We start from the raw sequence: 16,934 nt of genomic DNA, 5'->3' as shown, positions 1-16,934 counted from the left end.
CTCTATTCTTGAAATTTGTTTTCATCGGCGGGTACGTTAAGAATCTGCAGTGCACCTTTCATAATCTCTGAGAATACGGGAGCAGCAACAGAGCCACCGTAGTAGAGGTCGCCCTGCGGCTCGTTCACCACCACTACCAGTGATACTCGAGGGTCGCTCACCGGTGCGACGCCAGCAGTAATCGCAATATACTCATCGCTATAACCACCCGCTTCCGCTTTACGAGACGTACCCGTTTTTGCCGCGACGCGATAACCTGGCACTGCCGCGCGCGTTGCTGTACCGCCTTTTTGGGTTACCCCTTCAAGCATCTCTAAAACAAGCTGGGCATTGTCTCTATCAATGATCTGCTTAGAGAAATCTTGCTCGTTGTTTTCAATAATATGGATCGGCTCGTAAACACCTTTGTTCGCCAGTGTTGCGTATGCGTGAGCCAATTGAATTGGGGTGACAGATAGGCCGTAACCAAAAGATAAAGTGGCGATTTCAAACTTTGACCAACGACGTCGATTCGGGAAAATACCGGTTGTCTCACCCACCAGATTCAAGCCAGACATTTCGCCTAAGCCGACCGAACTATAAAGCCCCAACAGAGCTTCAAGCGGCATATCCAATGCCAGCTTCGCCACACCGATGTTACTCGACTTCTTAAGGATCATGGCTAGGTCAGCCTTGCCGACTTTGGAGGTATCACGCACGCGGCTACCGCCGATTTGCATGATGCCATTTCCGGTGTTGATCACGGTATCTGGGGTTGCTGCTCCATTTTCGAGTGCCGCCAATACAACAAATGGCTTAACGGTAGAGCCGGGTTCCATCGCATCCGTCAGCACACGGTTACGCATCTTAAAACTTTGCAGGTCGGCACGGTTGTTAGGGTTATACGATGGCGCATTGACCATGGCTAACACCGCACCGGTTTTGACATCAAGAAGAATCGCCGAGCCAGAGGTTGCTCGGTGATCGGCTACCGCTTGCTTGATTTCACGATAGGCAATCGCTTGTAAACGTTGGTCTATGGTCAAGGTGAGTGGTTTACCTTGCTCACGCTCTTCTAAGGCAATATTTTCAACGACGCGACCATAGCGGTCTTTACGAATCGTGCGTTTACCCGCTTCACCGGTTAACCACTGGTCGTAACTACGTTCAACACCTTCTAAACCGTGACCATCAATACCTGTTACGCCGATAAGGTGTGCGCTGATTTCACCCGCAGGGTAGTAGCGACGAGATTCCGCTTTAAGGCCAACGCCCACTAGCTTGAGATCACGAATGTACTTCGCCATCGCTGGACTCACTTGCCTTTGGAGGTAGATAAAACGACGCTTTTTATTGGCTGTGATCTTATCGATCATCGATTGACGCTCTAGCCCCAATACATCCGCAAGGGCATACCAACGATCAATCTGAGCAAGGCCATCTTTATCAAAAATGGTTTTCGGATCGGCCCATACCGCCTCAACAGGGACACTGACAGCAAGGGGTTCATCGTTTCGATCAGAAATAATACCGCGCGCAGAAGGGATCTCTTTGACGCGAACCGAACGCAAGTCACCTTGGCGAATCAAGTTATCAGGTTCGATGATTTGAATGTAAGCAACACGTGAGACCAATGCTGCAAATGCGAGGAAGACAAACGCAATAACTAAGTTAAAGCGCCATTTGATCAAGATAGGATCAGAGTCCTTTCCGTTCACTGCGGTTGCCTTGGAAGCGGCTGCTTCGGCTTTCTTCGCAGATGCTTTTTCCTTTTTAGCGGTCATTTCAGTGAGATCACAACTTCTTTGTCTGAGTCTGGACGCTTCATATCAAGCTCTTTAATTGCAGAAGCTTGAACTCGGCTGTGTTCGGCAAGCGCAGTCTCTTCGAGCATCAGGTTTCGCCACTCGTCATCCAGCTGCTCACGCTCCACCAAAGCCATATCTTTCTGAGTAATAGCTTGGCGAGACATATGTGTAGTAAGAACGACCCCCATTGCGCTAGCGAAGATAGCAATGAGCAATAACAGTGGGACACGACCCACTGAAATCAGATCAAAGAAGATAATCTTGGCTAGGTTTGGCTTGGCGGTCTTCATTAATTACAGCTTTTCGGCCAAACGAAGTACGGAGCTGCGTGAACGAGTGTTCTCATCCACTTCACTCTTTGAAGGCTTAATTGCTTTACCCACAGGCTTAAGAACTGCACTGCCTAGTGCTTTGATTTGCTCTTCAGTCAGAGGTAGACCGTGTGGCACCTGAGGGCCTTGGCTCTCTTTACGGATAAAACGTTTTACCATGCGATCTTCTAGAGAGTGGAAGCTGATAACTGACAGGCGACCTTGCGGAGCAAGAATGCTGGTTGCACCTTTTAGTGCAGTCGCGATTTCATCCAGTTCACTGTTGATGTAGATACGAAATGCTTGGAATGCACGTGTTGCTGGGTGCTTTTTCTCTTTAAAGCTCTTTGGTGCTACGTCTGAGATAAGCTTTGCCAGTTGACCAGTGCGCGTCAGAGGTTCGTTCTCTTCATTCTCACGGTAAGCCACGATACCTTTAGCAATGCGGCGCGCATGCTTGTCTTCACCAAACTCACGGATAACCCAAGTAATGTCATCCAGCTCTGCATCCATTAGCCACTGTGAAACAGGCATACCTGAAGTAGGGTCCATTCGCATATCCAATGGGCCGTCTTTCATAAAGCTAAAGCCACGCTCAGCATCATCCAGTTGTGGTGAAGAGACGCCTAAATCGAGAAGAACACCGTCTACTTTACCCACTAGATCATAGCGTTCCGCGTATTCCGCCATTCCTGAAAATGGGCCATGGATAATAGTGAAACGAGGATCATCAATTTTTTGTGCTTCAGCGATCGCTTGTGGATCGCGGTCGATACTAAATAGTCGTCCATTCTCGCCCAGTTTAGACAGGATTGTACGGCTATGGCCACCACGACCAAAAGTACCGTCAATGTAGGTACCATCGGGTTTGATCGCCAGTCCGTCAATTGATTCGTTAAGCAATACTGAAATATGTTTGAACGCTTCTGTCATAGTCTTCTCAGTGAATGGATTAAGCCTTTAGTTTGGCTACAAATGATTCTGTTAACGTTTTAGTGTACTGATTTCGCACGTTATCTCCACTACATTGTGTGTAGCGAGTTGGGATTTTTCACCCAAGTCTCTATAAGAAAAGCGGATTTTACGGAAATCTAAATAATTTACGTCAATATAAAGCAAAAAACCCATCACTACTGTTAAGTAATGATGGGTTCTTGGAATAGGTGGAGTCGACATATAAGCCGGGTTCTGTTCCGCTTGCGCGGTAGTAGCCATTCGTCTAGGCCAGCAATCGCTCACTGGCTCAAGCAACCTACCCGCCTCCTTACGCGAGCAACGCAATGTGGAGGCCTATTTGGTCTTGCTCCGGGTGGAGTTTACCCTGCAACGGACTATTGCTAGCCGTCCGGTGCGCTCTTACCGCACCCTTTCACCCTTACCTGTGCCCCTTCCGAAGAAATGAGGCCATCGGCGGTCTTCTCTCTGCTGCACTTGTCGTGGGCTTGCGCCCCCCAGGCGTTACCTGGCACCCTGCTCTATGGAGCCCGGACTTTCCTCCCCTTTGTCAGTCTCCCGAAGGACGTCAACGCCAGTCTCCCAAAGGACTTCAGCGTCAGTCTCCCGAAGGACATCAACAAAGCAGCGACTACCCAGTCAACTCCGAGGGCGGATTGTATAGAGATTAAAGAGACGTGTCTAGCGAGATCACAAATATGATGCAATCAGAGTGTTAACTGGTGGGGAATTGAGCGAAAGAGCGGATGCGAGTGACGGGATGCGGGACACGGGGGCGAGATGAGAAAAGAGTTTAGAACACAGTAGAGATACAGATAAACGGCTTAGTACTCGTTTATCTGTACTCTAACTGCGCAAACTAAAGAAATATTAGTTATCTAGGTGCTCTAAGCCCCATTTGTACAGCGCGTTCTTCTTCAGATTGTAGATCTCTGCAGCCATTGCCGCAGCTTTCTTAAGTGGCAACTCTTTAGTCAGAATAGCCAGAGTACGCGTCGCTTCATCTGGTAAGTCGGTTGTTGCTTCTTCGCGGTGGCCGTGAATCAAAAGCACCATTTCGCCACGTTTGCGGTTAGCGTCTTCTTCAATCCACTCAATCAGCTCACCCAGTGGCATACCTTGAATAGTTTCGAAGGTCTTCGTTAGCTCACGCGCTAGTACAACTTCACGTTCAGGGCCTAAAATATCTAGCATATCTTGTAGAGAATCTGAGATACGGTGCGGTGACTCGTAGAAAATACATGTGCGTTCCGCTTTCGCGATCTCAAGGAACTTATCTTTACGACCTTTGCTCTTAGGTGGTAAGAAGCCTTCAAAACTGAAGCGATCCGACGGTAGACCCGATGCACTTAACGCGGTGATGACAGCACATGCACCTGGAAGTGGTACAACTCTCACACCAGCCTGACGACATTGTGATACAAGGTGGTAACCTGGATCACTGATTAAAGGGGTTCCTGCATCTGAGACTAATGCGATAGACTGACCCTCTAATAATTTTTCTACTAGAACTTGCGCCTTAGTTTGCTCATTATGGTCATGTAAAGCGAACGTTCTGGTGGATATATTGAAGTGAGCAAGCAGCTTACCTGTGTGACGTGTGTCTTCCGCTGCAATAACATCGACACTTGATAATACTTCGATTGCTCTTTGAGTGATGTCTCCCAAATTTCCGATAGGAGTCGGCACAATATAGAGAGTTGGGCTCTCTGTGAGCAAGGTTTTGTTATCTGTCATTTGTTTACCATCACTTCAACGATTAATATAGATACAAATTTATACGGAATTAAAAAGAACTCATGGCAACAATGAACCATAAGAGACTCAGTGTACCACGCTTACTAACTCCAATTGCATTAGCAATTTCATTGGCGGCTTGTTCTTCTGCGCCACAAGCCCCGACGCGTGTTGATATTACACTTGATCCGACACAATCGACAGAAAGTTATATGATGCAAGCAGACAGCAGCAAAGGTAGTCTGCAAAATGATTGGCTGATCATGGCACTAAAATCGTCGGTGCAAGCGGGCAAAACCGATCAAGCAACTTTGCTGATCAAACGCTTGGCAAAACAGCCGCTCACGGAAACTCAACAGGCTGAATGGCAACTGGCACGTGCGCAGCTGCTATTCAATAATCAGCAGACTGAGCAAGCGTATCAACAACTGAACTTCCAACCGTGGTGGAAGCTGCCGAATGAGCAGTGGAAAGACTACCACAACCTGCGTGCTGATATTCTTGAGGTATTGAATCAGTACTTCGAAGCGAGTCGCGAGCTCACTAAACTTGAAGAGTTTGATGACAACCAAGATCAACAGTTGATCGCTGATCGTATCTGGAAAAATCTTAGCAGCTACTCTCAATATGAAGTGCTAGCACTAAAAACCGCGCCAGACGAAGATGTTTTGGCTGGTTGGTTACAGCTTTCTATCTACCTGAAAACCCTAAACGGTAATCTGCCTGAGCTGCAAAGCACACTGCAAGACTGGTTGGCGGAGAATCCGTACCACCCAGCGGCGAAGTACACACCGCAAGCGATCACTGACATTCTGAGCCTAGAGATCAGTAAGCCAACCAGTACAGCCTTACTGCTACCTTTAACTGGTAAGTACAGTAAACAGGCGCAGCTGGTACGTGATGGATTCATTTTTGCGATGATGAACGACAAAGAGCGCGAAGAAGACGCAACGCTAACGGTTTTAGATACCAACACGCAAAGTGCTGAAGAGATCAAACAGACGCTGATTGCCAACAAAGTTGACTTCATCGTCGGCCCATTGGTTAAGAGCAATATCACCAAGCTCCAAGAAGCTCAGAAAGGGAGTGAAAATGCTATTCCAGCACTTGCTCTGAACATTCCAGATCATATAGAGGCAGGCACGAAACTTTGCTACCTGGCACTATCACCAGAACAAGAAGTCGCCCAAGCCGCTAAGCACCTCTTCACTCAGGGTTACAAGTATCCTCTCATCTTGGCACCAAAAGGCCGACTGGGCGATCGTGTACAAGAAGCCTTCAAAGAAGAGTGGTCTAAATACAGTAGCAATGATGTCGCAACGTCATTCTTCTCTGACAAGCGACAGTTACAACGCAATGTAAATCAGATATTCGGACTACAAGAGAGCCAACAGCGCATTGCGCAGATGGATACCCTGATCGATTTGCCACTAGAGACAGAACCGCGCAGCCGTCGCGACGTCGACGCAGTATACATCGTAGCGAATAACTCTGAGCTCACGTTGATCAAACCTTTCATTGAAGTCGCCATTAACCCAGATGCAAAGCAACCGGCGTTGTTCTCGAACTCTTTCAGCAACAGTGGCGGTAAACAGTATGAAGACCTAACCGGTGTTTTCTATAGTGATATTCCGCTGCTTGTAGAGAACAAAGGCGAGCTCAATAAGCAGTTAAATGAACTTTGGCCTTCTCACACTAATGGTCAAAAGCGCCTGCAAGCACTAGGGATGGATGCGTACTACCTAATGGACGCGCTTCCACAAATGAAAGCCGTTGAAGGACATAGTATTTCTGGTGAAACCGGCGTGCTGACTATCGACAACAACTGTGTTGTACAGCGTCAAATCAGCTGGGCAGAGCATGGGGCTCTTTAGTCGAACCAAACTGATACAAAAACTCAACGCCCACAGACAAGTGGGCGATAGGTACGAACGCGTGGCCAGAGATCACCTCAAAGGGCACGGGCTCACTTTAATTGAGCAAAACTTCGTAGCCAAATGTGGTGAAATTGATCTTATAATGCACCACAACCAGACTATTGTGTTTGTTGAAGTCAAATACCGAAAACAGACACGTTATGGGCATGCAGCAGAAATGGTCACCGCCGGCAAGGCGAAAAAGTTGATCAACACCGCCAATCTATGGCTGATGAAGCAAGGCATGTCGGTACACTCGACTAATTTCCGGTTTGATGTTGTGGCTATTGAAGGGCCAAATGAACAGATCAACTGGATACAAAATGCAATTACCCAAGGATAAACATGCTAGATAGCATCAAAGAAAGTTTTACAGAAAGTATTCAGATCCAAATCGCGGCAGCAGAAGCCCTGCCAGATGCTATTACCCACGCTGCGCAAGCCATGGTTGCAACCTTGCTCAACGGCAATAAGATTTTATGTTGTGGTAACGGTGGCTCAGCTTCGAACGCACAGCAGTTTGTCTCTTGCCTACTTAACCGCTTTGAAACTGAGCGCCCTAGCCTGCCAGCAATGGCACTAACCGCCGACAATACTACGCTAACTGCGGTTGCAAACGACTACCACTACGAAGAGATCTTCTCAAAACAGGTGCGTGCTTTTGGTCAAACTGGCGATATCCTTCTTGCTATCTCGACCAGTGGTAATAGCAAAAACATCATCAAAGCAATGGAAGCGGCAGTAACCCGTGACATGACCATCATCGCTTTTACTGGCAAGGACGGTGGTGAGATGGCAGGTCTTCTAGGCGAACACGATGTAGAGATTCGAATCCCATCGCACCGCACCGCTCGTATCCATGAAGTTCATATGGTCACACTGCATTGCCTATGCGATCTGATTGACCAAGTTCTATTCCCAGCTCACGAGGAGTAATTGGAGTAACATGAAGTTTTCTATTGTTAAGTTGCTTAGCGTTTCACTGCTGACGCTATCATTGTCTGGATGTGCGGGACTATTCATTGCCGGCGCTGCGACGACAGCAAACCTAGTTACCGACACTCGCACCACCAAAGAGATTTGGAATGACAACAATATCGAGTTCGAAGTTGCAGCCATCACTAACAAGGCTCCATATCGCGGTAACGTTCGAATCACTGCCAGTTCTTACCGTGGCACAGTGGTGCTGATGGGACAAGCCTCAACGGAGGCAGAGCGCCGCTCATTTGAAAGCGAAGCGAGAAAAGTAGCTGGCGTGAACACTGTCCACAACCAAGTACGCGTTAAACCACCATTGAGCGTGAGTGAGATCAGCAAAGACAGCTGGATAACGACCAAGGTAAAATCGGCTCTATTAGCCAATGCCGAGCTAAATGGCATCAAGGTTAAAGTTATCACCGAAGATAGTGAAGTGTTCCTATTGGGTCTTGTGACTCGTGAGCATGCTGATATTGCAACCGATGTGGCTCGTAATATCTCAGGGGTCAAACAAGTCATTCGAGCATTCGAATATGGTGATGAGGCAACGGTGAAGGCTGAAGCGGCGGCTGAAACTGAAGCGGAAGCTGAAACTGAAGCAGAAACTGTCGTTAACTAACTTCATCCAACCCAATAAAGATCGAGTTATAAAAAAAAGCAGCGAATCATCGCTGCTTTTTTAATGTCATTCGGTTACTTGATAACTCGAAGGCTTGGTCGGCCTTTCGTTGGGCGTGGTGGTTCAGGCTCAGGGTCCGAATCTTCCGCATCAACGTCAACTTCTGTCGTTGCAACACTTAATGAAGGACCTTGTTCCGGAGCTTCAAATGGTCCCTCTTCAATTCCTTCTTCAAGCACATCCATGTAAGCCTCTTCAGGCTCAAACATAGTACCAGCGCCATTTTCGCGAGCGTAGATAGCTTGAACAGCATAAAGCGGTACGATCACTGAGTGAGGACGTCCACTGAAGCGGGCACTGAATGTCACCGCTTCGTTGCCAAGCTCAAGGTTGCCTACCGCACGAGGAGCAATATTCAGGATGATCTGACCATCTTGAATAAACTCTTCTGGTACACGAACACCCGGCAATGTTGCTTCAACAACAAGGTGTGGTGTCAGTTCGTTATCAACCAGCCAATCATAGAATGCACGCAGCATATATGGACGGCGTGGCGTCATCGTTGAAATATCCATAACGATTAACGAGCCAGTCGCATCTCGCGCTCAGCTTCTGTTAGCGAAGCTAGGAATGAATCACGCTCAAATACACGGTTCATGTAAACTTTAAGTTCTTTAGAACCTGGGCCAATTAGCTCGATACCTAGCTCAGGAAGACGCCATAGTAGCGGAGCAAGGTAACAATCGATTAAGCTGAATTCTTCGCTCATGAAGTATTCGTACTCTGCGAAGATAGGAGCCAGTGTTAGTAAGTCATTGCGCAGTTTAGTACGTGCTGCTTCAGACTCTTCTGCATTGCCTTTTACAATCTTCTCAGCAACTGAGTACCAGTTACGTTCGATACGGTACATCATTAGACGGCTGTTACCACGAGCAACAGGGTAAACAGGCATCAATGGTGGATGAGGGAAACGCTCATCTAGGTATTCCATGATGATTTTTGAGTCGTATAGAGCCAACTCGCGATCAACTAGAGTGGGTACTGATTTGTACGGGTTCAGTTCAACAAGTTCTGCTGGAAGATTATTTTCATCAACCAACTCAACTTCAACACTTACGCCTTTTTCAGCAAGAACAATGCGCACCTGATGGCTATACATATCAGAAGCACTTGAGAAAAGAGTCATCACAGAACGTTTATTGGCAGCTACAGCCATGGAGCCCTCCAGTACACTTTAAATAAAAACAATGGAGGCCTAAGCCTCCATTGTACATTAACATAATTTAGGAATTAGCGTGGTATTATAGCACAATTAGTGCACATCACGCCAATACTCTTTCTTCAGTAGAACCACAACGATAGTGAACAATACTAAGAAAGCCATTACCCACCAACCTAGAGCGTGACGCTCAAGTTGAACTGGGTCGCCAGAGTAAACTAGGAAGTTAACCAAATCACGTACAGCTTCGTCGTACTCACCTGCGCTTAGCTCACCAGAACCGTCAGTTTCAGTACCTACAACGACTTCTACCTCTTCACCATCTACGATATGAGTTTCGTAGATTGGTGTTGGGATACCTTGTAGCTCTTCAAGCACATGTGGCATACCAACACTTGGGAAAACAATGTTGTTTACGCCAAATGGACGAGATGGGTCTTCGTAGAAAGTACGAAGGTAAGTGTATAGCCAGTCTGCGCCACGAACACGAGCAACCAGAGTTAGGTCCGGCGGCGGAGCACCGAACCAGTTTGCCGCTTGTTTCGCAGGCATTGCGTTAACCATCAGATCACCAATCTTCGCTTCAGGGTTGAAGACTAGGTTCTCTTTCATCAGATCCACTGGGATCTCAAGGTCGTTAGCAACTCGCTCGTAACGCTGGTATTGCGTAGAGTGACAGCCAAAACAGTAGTTCATGAACAGCTTAGCACCGTTTTGCAGTGAAGCTTGGTCCGTTAAGTCATTGTTCGCTTTGTCTAGCGGAACATTTGCGCCCGCTGCCATAGCTAATGACGGCAACATAGCAAATAAAATTACAATCCATTTTTTCATTTGAATGTCACCCTTTCTGGTAGTGGTTTCGTCGCTTCATTCTTACTGTAGAACCACAGTAGTACGAAGAACATGAAGTAACCTAAGCTAAATACTTGTGCGAGTATTGTGTACGTTGGTGTTGCTGGAAGCGCACCAAGAATACCAAGCGCAATAAAGCTTATTGTGAATTGGATGATGTTAATCAAATGCAGTTTGCTACGGTAACGGTACGAACGTACTTTACAACGGTCGAACCATGGTAGTAGGAATAGCACAACAATCGATGCGCCCATTGCTACAACACCTAGCAGCTTATCAGGAACCGCACGTAGGATTGCGTAGAACGGTGTGAAGTACCATACCGGAGCGATGTGCTCAGGAGTCTTCAGCGGGTTCGCAGCTTCAAAGTTAGGCGGCTCAAGGAAGAATCCACCCATTTCTGGGTTGAAGAACAGCACGTAACAGAAGAAGAACAAGAAGCCAGCAACACCAACCATATCTTTCACCGTCCCGTATGGGTGGAAAGGAATAGAGTCAATGATGTCGTATTTCTTAGTGTAATCCTTGTGGAATGGGAACTGAGTTTTGTAGTCGTCGCCCATTGTGCCTTTAGGAAGCTTAGTCTCGATACCGTCTGGGTTATTCGAACCTACTTCGTGCAGTGCTAGAACGTGAAGAACGATAAGCAGCAGAAGTACGATTGGCAGAGCAATAACGTGTAGCGCGAAGAAACGGTTTAGCGTTGCACCAGAGATGATGTAGTCACCACGGATCCAAAGCGTTAGGTCATCACCGATAACTGGAATCGCACCAAACAGAGAAATGATTACCTGAGCACCCCAGTATGACATTTGACCCCATGGTAGTAGGTAACCCATGAAGGCTTCAGCCATTAGCACTAGGAAGATCAACATACCGAAGATCCAAAGTAGCTCACGAGGCTTTTGGTAAGAACCGTAAATCAGACCACGGAACATATGCAGGTAAACAACAACGAAGAAAGCAGATGCGCCCGTTGAGTGCATATAACGCAGTAGCCATCCGTATTCCACATCACGCATGATGTATTCAACAGATGCGAACGCACCTTCACCAGATGGTACGTAGTTCATTGTTAGCCAAATGCCGGTAAGGATTTGGTTAACCAACACCAACATTGCTAAAGAACCAAAAAGGTACCAAAAGTTAAAGTTCTTAGGCATTGGGTATTCAGATAAGTGCTTTTTATAAGCATTCATCGCGGGTATACGTTTCTCTACCCAATCTAGTAGTCCTTGCATTATGCATCTCCCTCGTCAATACCGATCAGGATCTTGGTGTCACTTAAATACATATGCTTTGGCACAACAAGGTTTAGCGGTGCAGGTACGCCTTGGAATACTCGACCAGCCATATCAAATTTCGAACCATGACATGGACAGAAGAAACCAGACTTAACACCTTGTACTTGTTCTGCGAAAGAATCAGGTAGATAAGTTGGAGAACAACCTAGGTGAGTACAGAAACCAACCGCAACAAAGAATTCCGGCTTAATGGAACGGAACTCATTTTGAGCGTATTCAGGTTGTTGCTCTGCTTCCGATTGAGGATCTCGAAGTTGACCACCAATGGTTTTCAAGTTTTCTAGTACCGACTCAGCACGGCGTACAACCCATACAGGTTTACCTTGCCACTCGACACGAACCATTTGGCCAGCTTCTAATTTACTGACTTCCACTTCCACCGGCGCGCCCGCAGCTTTCGCTTTGGCACTCGGATTCCATGATTTAATAAAAGGCACGGCTACAGCAGCAGCTCCTAAACCACCAACAACAGCTGTTGTTGCGGTTAGGAAACGCCTGCGACCGTTATTTAAAGGCGCGTTGCTCATCCAAACATTCTCCCATTTGCTCCTTTTGGATTGAAATTATTCCGCTTAAAGAGCATGGCTAACAAAATACGTATTTAGTTCTATTTATTGACGGCAAATGATAAATAAAACCCTACTTTTTGACAAGATAAAGCTACCTTTTTGTAACAATCATGAGGCAAAGCGCACATTGGGTTACAAAAGCTATCAAAATATAAGAAATTGGAAATAAAACGAGGGGGGAAAAGCATTTAGCGGGGAGTAGAAAAACAAAAAGCCCGGCATATAGCCGAGCTTTGAACCACAATTCCAGTAATAAAACTGGGAGCGTGTATTTTCCGGTAAAGGAAAATTAACGCTTAGAGAATTGAGGTTTACGACGTGCTTTACGTAGACCAACTTTCTTACGTTCAACGCAACGAGCGTCACGAGTAACGTAGCCAGCTGCACGTAGAGCAGGACGTAGAGTTTCATCGTACTCCATAAGAGCGCGAGTGATACCGTGGCGGATTGCGCCAGCTTGACCAGAGATACCACCACCAGAAACAGTGATGTATAGGTCAAGTTTCTCAGTTAGTTCAACTAGCTCAAGAGGTTGCTTAACAACCATGCGAGAAGTTGGACGACCGAAGTAAACATCAAGGCTACGCTTGTTGATTACGATCTCACCAGAACCTGGTTTGATGAAAACACGAGCTGCTGAGCTTTTGCGACGACCAGTGCCGTAGTATTGATTCTCTGCCATTTTCATAATCCCCAATTAGATGTCTAGTACTTGTGGTTGTTGAGCAACATGGTTGTGCTCAGCACCAGCGTATACTTTTAGCTTACGGTACATAGCGCGGCCTAGAGGACCACGTGGTAGCATACCTTTAACAGCTAGTTCAAGAGCCATCTCTGGCTTACGGTCGATCAGCTTTTCAAAAGTGATAGACTTAAGACCACCAGGGAACTCAGAGTGACGGTAGTAAACCTTACCCTTAGCCTTGTTACCAGTTACAGTAACTTTCTCAGCGTTAACAACGATGATGTAATCACCAGTGTCTACGTGAGGAGTGTATTCAGCTTTGTGCTTACCGCGTAGGCGAGAAGCGATTTCACTTGCAAGACGACCTAGAGTTTTACCTTCAGCGTCTACAACGTACCAGTCGCGTTTTACAGTTTCTGGTTTAGCAACGAAAGTTTTCATGCTAATAATTACCTATTAAAAAAATTTACACTTAAGGAATACTGAGTATTCCCACTGTCTAAGAGTCACCATTCATCACCCCTTCGAGTGTTGGAAAACTCTTGGCATAACGTGATTTAACTCATCGTTAGAGGCCCGCAGTAACGGTAGGTCGCAGGATTATAGAGAAGAGCGAAGAAAAAATCACCTCTTTTTGAACAAAATCACGATTTTTTTCTTCCATTTTCTTAATAAAGAATCCCCAGCCTAACTTAAGTGCTCTTTTGCTAGATAATCATGGCTCTGCATTTCAATTAGGCGTGACTGACAGCGTTTAAATTCAAACTCTAACTGACCATGAGTGTAGAGTTCTTCTAGCGAAACGTCGGCAGAAATAATCAGCTTTACATTGCGTTCGTAAAACTCGTCCACTAAGGCAATAAAGCGTCTTGCTGCGTCGTCAGAGGTCGCGTTCATCTGTTTCACTTCAGCCAGTAACACCGTGTGATAGATCTTAGACAGCTCAATATAGTCATTCTGGCTGCGTGCCGATTGGCAAAGCTGTGCAAAAGTACCATGCAAAACACCATCACTCGCTTCTACCACATCCAATTTACGATGATTAACTTCAATCTGAGTTAATACCTCTTTACCTTCACCGACCAGCTGTTGGTAATAGGTGCGCAAATTGATATCCGCTTGTGCATCCAATGGGTAGTGATAAATTTCCGCTTGTTCCAACGTACGTAGTCGGTAGTCGACGCCGCTGTCTACATTCAAGATTCGACAGTTTTCTTGAATCAGCTTAATCGCGGGTAAAAAGCGTGCACGCTGCAGGCCATTTCGATAGAGGTCTTCAGGTGGAATATTAGATGTCGCCACCAAGATAACGTTGCGAGCAAAGAGCTCTTGGAACAGTGTCCCCAAGATCATCGCATCGGTGATGTCGGAGACAAAGAACTCATCAAAACAGATAATGTCCGCTTCTTGCTTAAACTTATCGGCCACCAACGGCAACGGGTCACTCACCTCCCCCAACGCCTTAAGTTCGTCATGCACTCGGTACATAAAACGGTGAAAGTGGACACGCATTTTGCGTGAGGTTGGCAGTGCATCGCAGAAAGTGTCCATAAGGTAAGTCTTACCTCGCCCAACGCCTCCCCAGAAATAGAGCCCTTTGGGTGGTGTCGGTCGTTGTAGCTTTTTACCCATTAACTTTTGAAAACGCGTCAGCTGTGGCACTGGTGCATTTTGGTATTCTTGGAATTGGTGGAACAATTGATCTAGCGCCTGTACGGCTTGCTCTTGGGCTGGATCTCTTTGAAATCCATGTTCTTTTATATCTTGTTCGTATTTTTTAATGGGATTCATGACGACATTTCCACAATGAAATCGATATCAACCAGAGAAGGAAAAAAGGGCTTCAACAGTACAATAGGCGGGGGCTCAGCGCTGTATGTGCAGCTCTAAACTGATAGCTAGCGCACACGCATTTCTCTTTATACTGCTGCGTTCTCATAGTACCATGAAGCTGCATTATGTGTAACTAAGCAGTAACAAACATGTTAAAAAACAACAATAAGGAGCTGTTATGCCTTGGATGTACGCCGTTGGCGGTTTACTAATCGGACTTATCTTAGGGGTTGCTATTTCTCGCCTCACGACTCCTGAGTACAAGAAGCAAAAGAATGTTCAAAAAGAATTAGACACAGCAAAGTTTGCACTAGAGCAGCAACGCCAAGAGCTTGCCGATCACTTTGCTAAAACAGCTGAAATGTTAGATACCTTAGGTAAAGACTACACCAAGCTGTATCAACATATGGAAAAGACCAGCACTGAGTTAATCCCCAACTTACCAGAACAGGATAACCCATTTGTGAAAACGGCGGCTGCGCACTCTGGTAAGTCATCCGATAAATCAGATAGCACAGTAACAGCCATAGATGAACAACCCAAAGATTACGCCAATGGCGCAACAGGTTTGTTCAGTGATGAAAAGAAAGAGGTCATTGAAGCACCTGAGGTTGTAACAGCGAAAGCTTCTTAAACATCTAAATTCAATGAACTTTACAAAGGTTTTTGAGTCATAATCTTCAATTGTGTTGTATAACATTAGGCAATCGTCCAACTTTATGTGTGTTATAAGGCATTAACTAATGAGGAGTTTATGATGAAAAAACCTTTGCTTGCTTTATCGGTACTGACTTTAAGCTTAAGTTCCATCATCACACCGATTCAGGCAACTGCGGCACTACCATTAAGTGTCGATAACCAACAACTACCTAGCCTTGCGCCAATGCTTGAGAAAGTTACCCCCGCGGTCGTCAGCATTGCAGTGGAAGGTAAACAAGTTCAACGTCAACGCATCCCAGAACAGTTCCAATTCTTCTTTGGCCCAGAGCAAGCACAAGAGCGCCCATTCCGAGGGTTAGGCTCTGGTGTCATCATCGACGCCAAGAAAGGGCATATCGTTACCAACTATCACGTTATCAATAACGCAGACGAGATCCGCGTAAAACTGCATGACGGACGTGAATACGATGCTGAGTTGATTGGCGGTGACGAAATGTCTGATATTGCCCTACTCAAACTCGAAAAAGTCAAAGACCTAACTGAGATCCGTTTTGCTGACTCAGACCAGCTTCGTGTTGGTGACTTCAGTGTTGCTATCGGCAATCCATTTGGTTTAGGTCAGACAGTGACATCCGGTATCGTCTCAGCACTCGGTCGAAGTGGCCTTAATCTCGAAAATTTTGAAAACTTCATCCAAACCGATGCGGCTATTAACAGCGGTAACTCAGGCGGCGCATTGGTCAACCTCAATGGCGAGCTGATCGGTATCAACACAGCAATCCTTGGCCCTAATGGTGGTAACGTCGGTATCGGCTTTGCAATCCCATCTAATATGATGCGTAACCTAACCAACCAAATCTTAGAGTTTGGTGAGGTGAAACGCGGCATGCTTGGTGTTCAAGGTGGCGAAATCACTTCAGAATTAGCGGAGGCACTGGGTTACGAGTCAAGTAAAGGGGCATTTGTAAGTCAAGTGGTTCCAGACAGCGCCGCAGATAAAGCTGGCTTACAAGCTGGCGACATCATCGTGGCCATCAATGGCAAGCGCATTGATACCTTTAGCGAACTAAGAGCTAAAGTCGCCACTCTCGGTGCAGGCAAAGAGATTGAGCTAGGCGTTGTTCGTGATGGTAAAAATAAAACTTTCGACGTCACACTTGGTGAATCAACCAATAGCAAGACTCAAGCAGAGAAACTGCATGAAGGCTTAACGGGTGCAGAACTGACTAACACCAATGATAGTGACCCAGTAAAAGGCGTTAAAGTATCAAGTGTAGCCAAAGGCTCACCTGCTGAAGCATATCAACTTAAGCCAGACGACATCATTATCGGTGTGAACCGTCAAACAGTTAGGAACTTAGCACAGTTCAGATCAATCGTTGAGAAGAACCCAGGCGTATTGGCGCTCAATATCCAACGCGGTCCAAGAACCATTTACCTAGTGATTCGTTAACAATTAATCACTATTATTGAGGGCAGGTTGAACAAGTTCGTATAGAACTTAATCATC

The 16,934-nt window shown here is 46.3% G+C and carries 18 protein-coding genes and 1 other RNA gene; 6 read left to right on the top strand and 13 right to left on the bottom strand.

The features are described from left to right. Nucleotides 1–2: 2 nt before the first annotated feature. The 5 genes from AC6I7V_RS02120 to rsmI form a co-directional block, all read right to left on the bottom strand. Nucleotides 3–1,763 (bottom strand): penicillin-binding transpeptidase domain-containing protein, encoded by a 1,761-nt coding sequence (locus AC6I7V_RS02120; protein ID WP_498011244.1) that lies wholly within the window; start codon nt 1,761–1,763, stop codon nt 3–5. Next, nucleotides 1,760–2,077: a cell division protein FtsL gene (ftsL, locus tag AC6I7V_RS02115; protein WP_150870876.1), complete on the bottom strand. Its 318-nt coding sequence runs from the start codon at nt 2,075–2,077 to the stop codon at nt 1,760–1,762. The genes AC6I7V_RS02120 and ftsL overlap by 4 nt, the downstream gene beginning before the upstream one ends. A gap of 3 nt (nt 2,078–2,080) precedes the next feature. Beyond that, nucleotides 2,081–3,031, bottom strand: a complete 951-nt coding sequence (gene rsmH, locus AC6I7V_RS02110) for a 16S rRNA (cytosine(1402)-N(4))-methyltransferase RsmH (protein ID WP_032553111.1) — start codon at nt 3,029–3,031, stop codon at nt 2,081–2,083. A gap of 228 nt (nt 3,032–3,259) precedes the next feature. Then, an RNA gene (gene rnpB / locus AC6I7V_RS02105) (RNase P RNA component class A) lies at nt 3,260–3,699 on the bottom strand. Nucleotides 3,700–3,922: 223 nt separating this feature from the next. After that, nucleotides 3,923–4,789, bottom strand: a complete 867-nt coding sequence (gene rsmI, locus AC6I7V_RS02100; protein WP_150895845.1) for a 16S rRNA (cytidine(1402)-2'-O)-methyltransferase — start codon at nt 4,787–4,789, stop codon at nt 3,923–3,925. Nucleotides 4,790–4,851: 62 nt separating this feature from the next. On the opposite strand from rsmI, the gene AC6I7V_RS02095 reads away from it, so the two are divergent. The 4 genes from AC6I7V_RS02095 to AC6I7V_RS02080 are packed head-to-tail and all read left to right on the top strand — an operon-like array spanning nt 4,852 to nt 8,302. Continuing rightward, nucleotides 4,852–6,663, top strand: coding sequence for a penicillin-binding protein activator (locus AC6I7V_RS02095; protein WP_498011243.1), 1,812 nt, complete (start codon nt 4,852–4,854; stop codon nt 6,661–6,663). Beyond that, the gene (locus AC6I7V_RS02090; RefSeq protein WP_261883110.1) at nt 6,650–7,048 is read left to right on the top strand and encodes a YraN family protein; all 399 of its coding nucleotides are present in this window, start codon (nt 6,650–6,652) and stop codon (nt 7,046–7,048) included. The genes AC6I7V_RS02095 and AC6I7V_RS02090 overlap by 14 nt, the downstream gene beginning before the upstream one ends. 2 nt (nt 7,049–7,050) lie before the next feature. Continuing rightward, on the top strand, nt 7,051–7,641 hold the full coding sequence (locus AC6I7V_RS02085; protein WP_004729817.1) for a phosphoheptose isomerase: 591 nt from the start codon (nt 7,051–7,053) through the stop codon (nt 7,639–7,641). A 10-nt stretch (nt 7,642–7,651) separates the two neighbouring features. Next, nucleotides 7,652–8,302 carry a BON domain-containing protein gene (locus AC6I7V_RS02080; RefSeq protein ID WP_255231480.1) on the top strand — a complete coding sequence of 217 codons (651 nt, stop codon included), beginning with the start codon at nt 7,652–7,654 and terminating at the stop codon, nt 8,300–8,302. 74 nt (nt 8,303–8,376) lie between these two features. Here the strand turns inward: AC6I7V_RS02080 and sspB are convergent, their stop codons facing one another. The 8 genes from sspB to zapE form a co-directional block, all read right to left on the bottom strand. Beyond that, nucleotides 8,377–8,862 (bottom strand): ClpXP protease specificity-enhancing factor, encoded by a 486-nt coding sequence (sspB, locus tag AC6I7V_RS02075; RefSeq protein ID WP_261883109.1) that lies wholly within the window; start codon nt 8,860–8,862, stop codon nt 8,377–8,379. Between the two features lie 20 nt (nt 8,863–8,882). Then, nucleotides 8,883–9,518 carry a stringent starvation protein SspA gene (sspA, locus tag AC6I7V_RS02070; RefSeq protein ID WP_032553106.1) on the bottom strand — a complete coding sequence of 212 codons (636 nt, stop codon included), beginning with the start codon at nt 9,516–9,518 and terminating at the stop codon, nt 8,883–8,885. A 96-nt stretch (nt 9,519–9,614) separates the two neighbouring features. Then, a complete protein-coding gene (locus tag AC6I7V_RS02065; RefSeq protein ID WP_255231482.1) occupies nt 9,615–10,352 on the bottom strand; it encodes a cytochrome c1 in 738 nt (245 codons plus the stop codon). After that, entirely contained in the window at nt 10,349–11,614 is a 1,266-nt protein-coding gene (locus AC6I7V_RS02060; RefSeq protein ID WP_032553104.1) for a cytochrome b, read from the bottom strand. Before AC6I7V_RS02060 ends, AC6I7V_RS02065 begins: the two co-directional genes overlap by 4 nt. Further along, nucleotides 11,614–12,204, bottom strand: coding sequence for a ubiquinol-cytochrome c reductase iron-sulfur subunit (petA, locus tag AC6I7V_RS02055; RefSeq protein ID WP_032553103.1), 591 nt, complete (start codon nt 12,202–12,204; stop codon nt 11,614–11,616). The genes AC6I7V_RS02060 and petA overlap by 1 nt, the downstream gene beginning before the upstream one ends. Nucleotides 12,205–12,535: 331 nt before the next feature. Then, on the bottom strand, nt 12,536–12,928 hold the full coding sequence (gene rpsI, locus AC6I7V_RS02050; RefSeq protein WP_004740758.1) for a 30S ribosomal protein S9: 393 nt from the start codon (nt 12,926–12,928) through the stop codon (nt 12,536–12,538). Between the two features lie 15 nt (nt 12,929–12,943). Continuing rightward, nucleotides 12,944–13,372 carry a 50S ribosomal protein L13 gene (gene rplM / locus AC6I7V_RS02045; protein WP_032553102.1) on the bottom strand — a complete coding sequence of 143 codons (429 nt, stop codon included), beginning with the start codon at nt 13,370–13,372 and terminating at the stop codon, nt 12,944–12,946. Nucleotides 13,373–13,618: 246 nt separating this feature from the next. After that, nucleotides 13,619–14,722 carry a cell division protein ZapE gene (zapE, locus tag AC6I7V_RS02040; protein ID WP_255231483.1) on the bottom strand — a complete coding sequence of 368 codons (1,104 nt, stop codon included), beginning with the start codon at nt 14,720–14,722 and terminating at the stop codon, nt 13,619–13,621. A gap of 220 nt (nt 14,723–14,942) precedes the next feature. On the opposite strand from zapE, the gene zapG reads away from it, so the two are divergent. After that, nucleotides 14,943–15,398, top strand: a complete 456-nt coding sequence (zapG, locus tag AC6I7V_RS02035; RefSeq protein ID WP_255231484.1) for a Z-ring associated protein ZapG — start codon at nt 14,943–14,945, stop codon at nt 15,396–15,398. A gap of 123 nt (nt 15,399–15,521) precedes the next feature. After that, nucleotides 15,522–16,877 carry a Do family serine endopeptidase gene (locus AC6I7V_RS02030; RefSeq protein WP_255231772.1) on the top strand — a complete coding sequence of 452 codons (1,356 nt, stop codon included), beginning with the start codon at nt 15,522–15,524 and terminating at the stop codon, nt 16,875–16,877. Nucleotides 16,878–16,934: the final 57 nt, after the last annotated feature.

Source organism: Vibrio sp. KUL70, from assembly GCF_059725515.1.
This window is presented reverse-complemented; position numbering and strand designations above follow the sequence as displayed.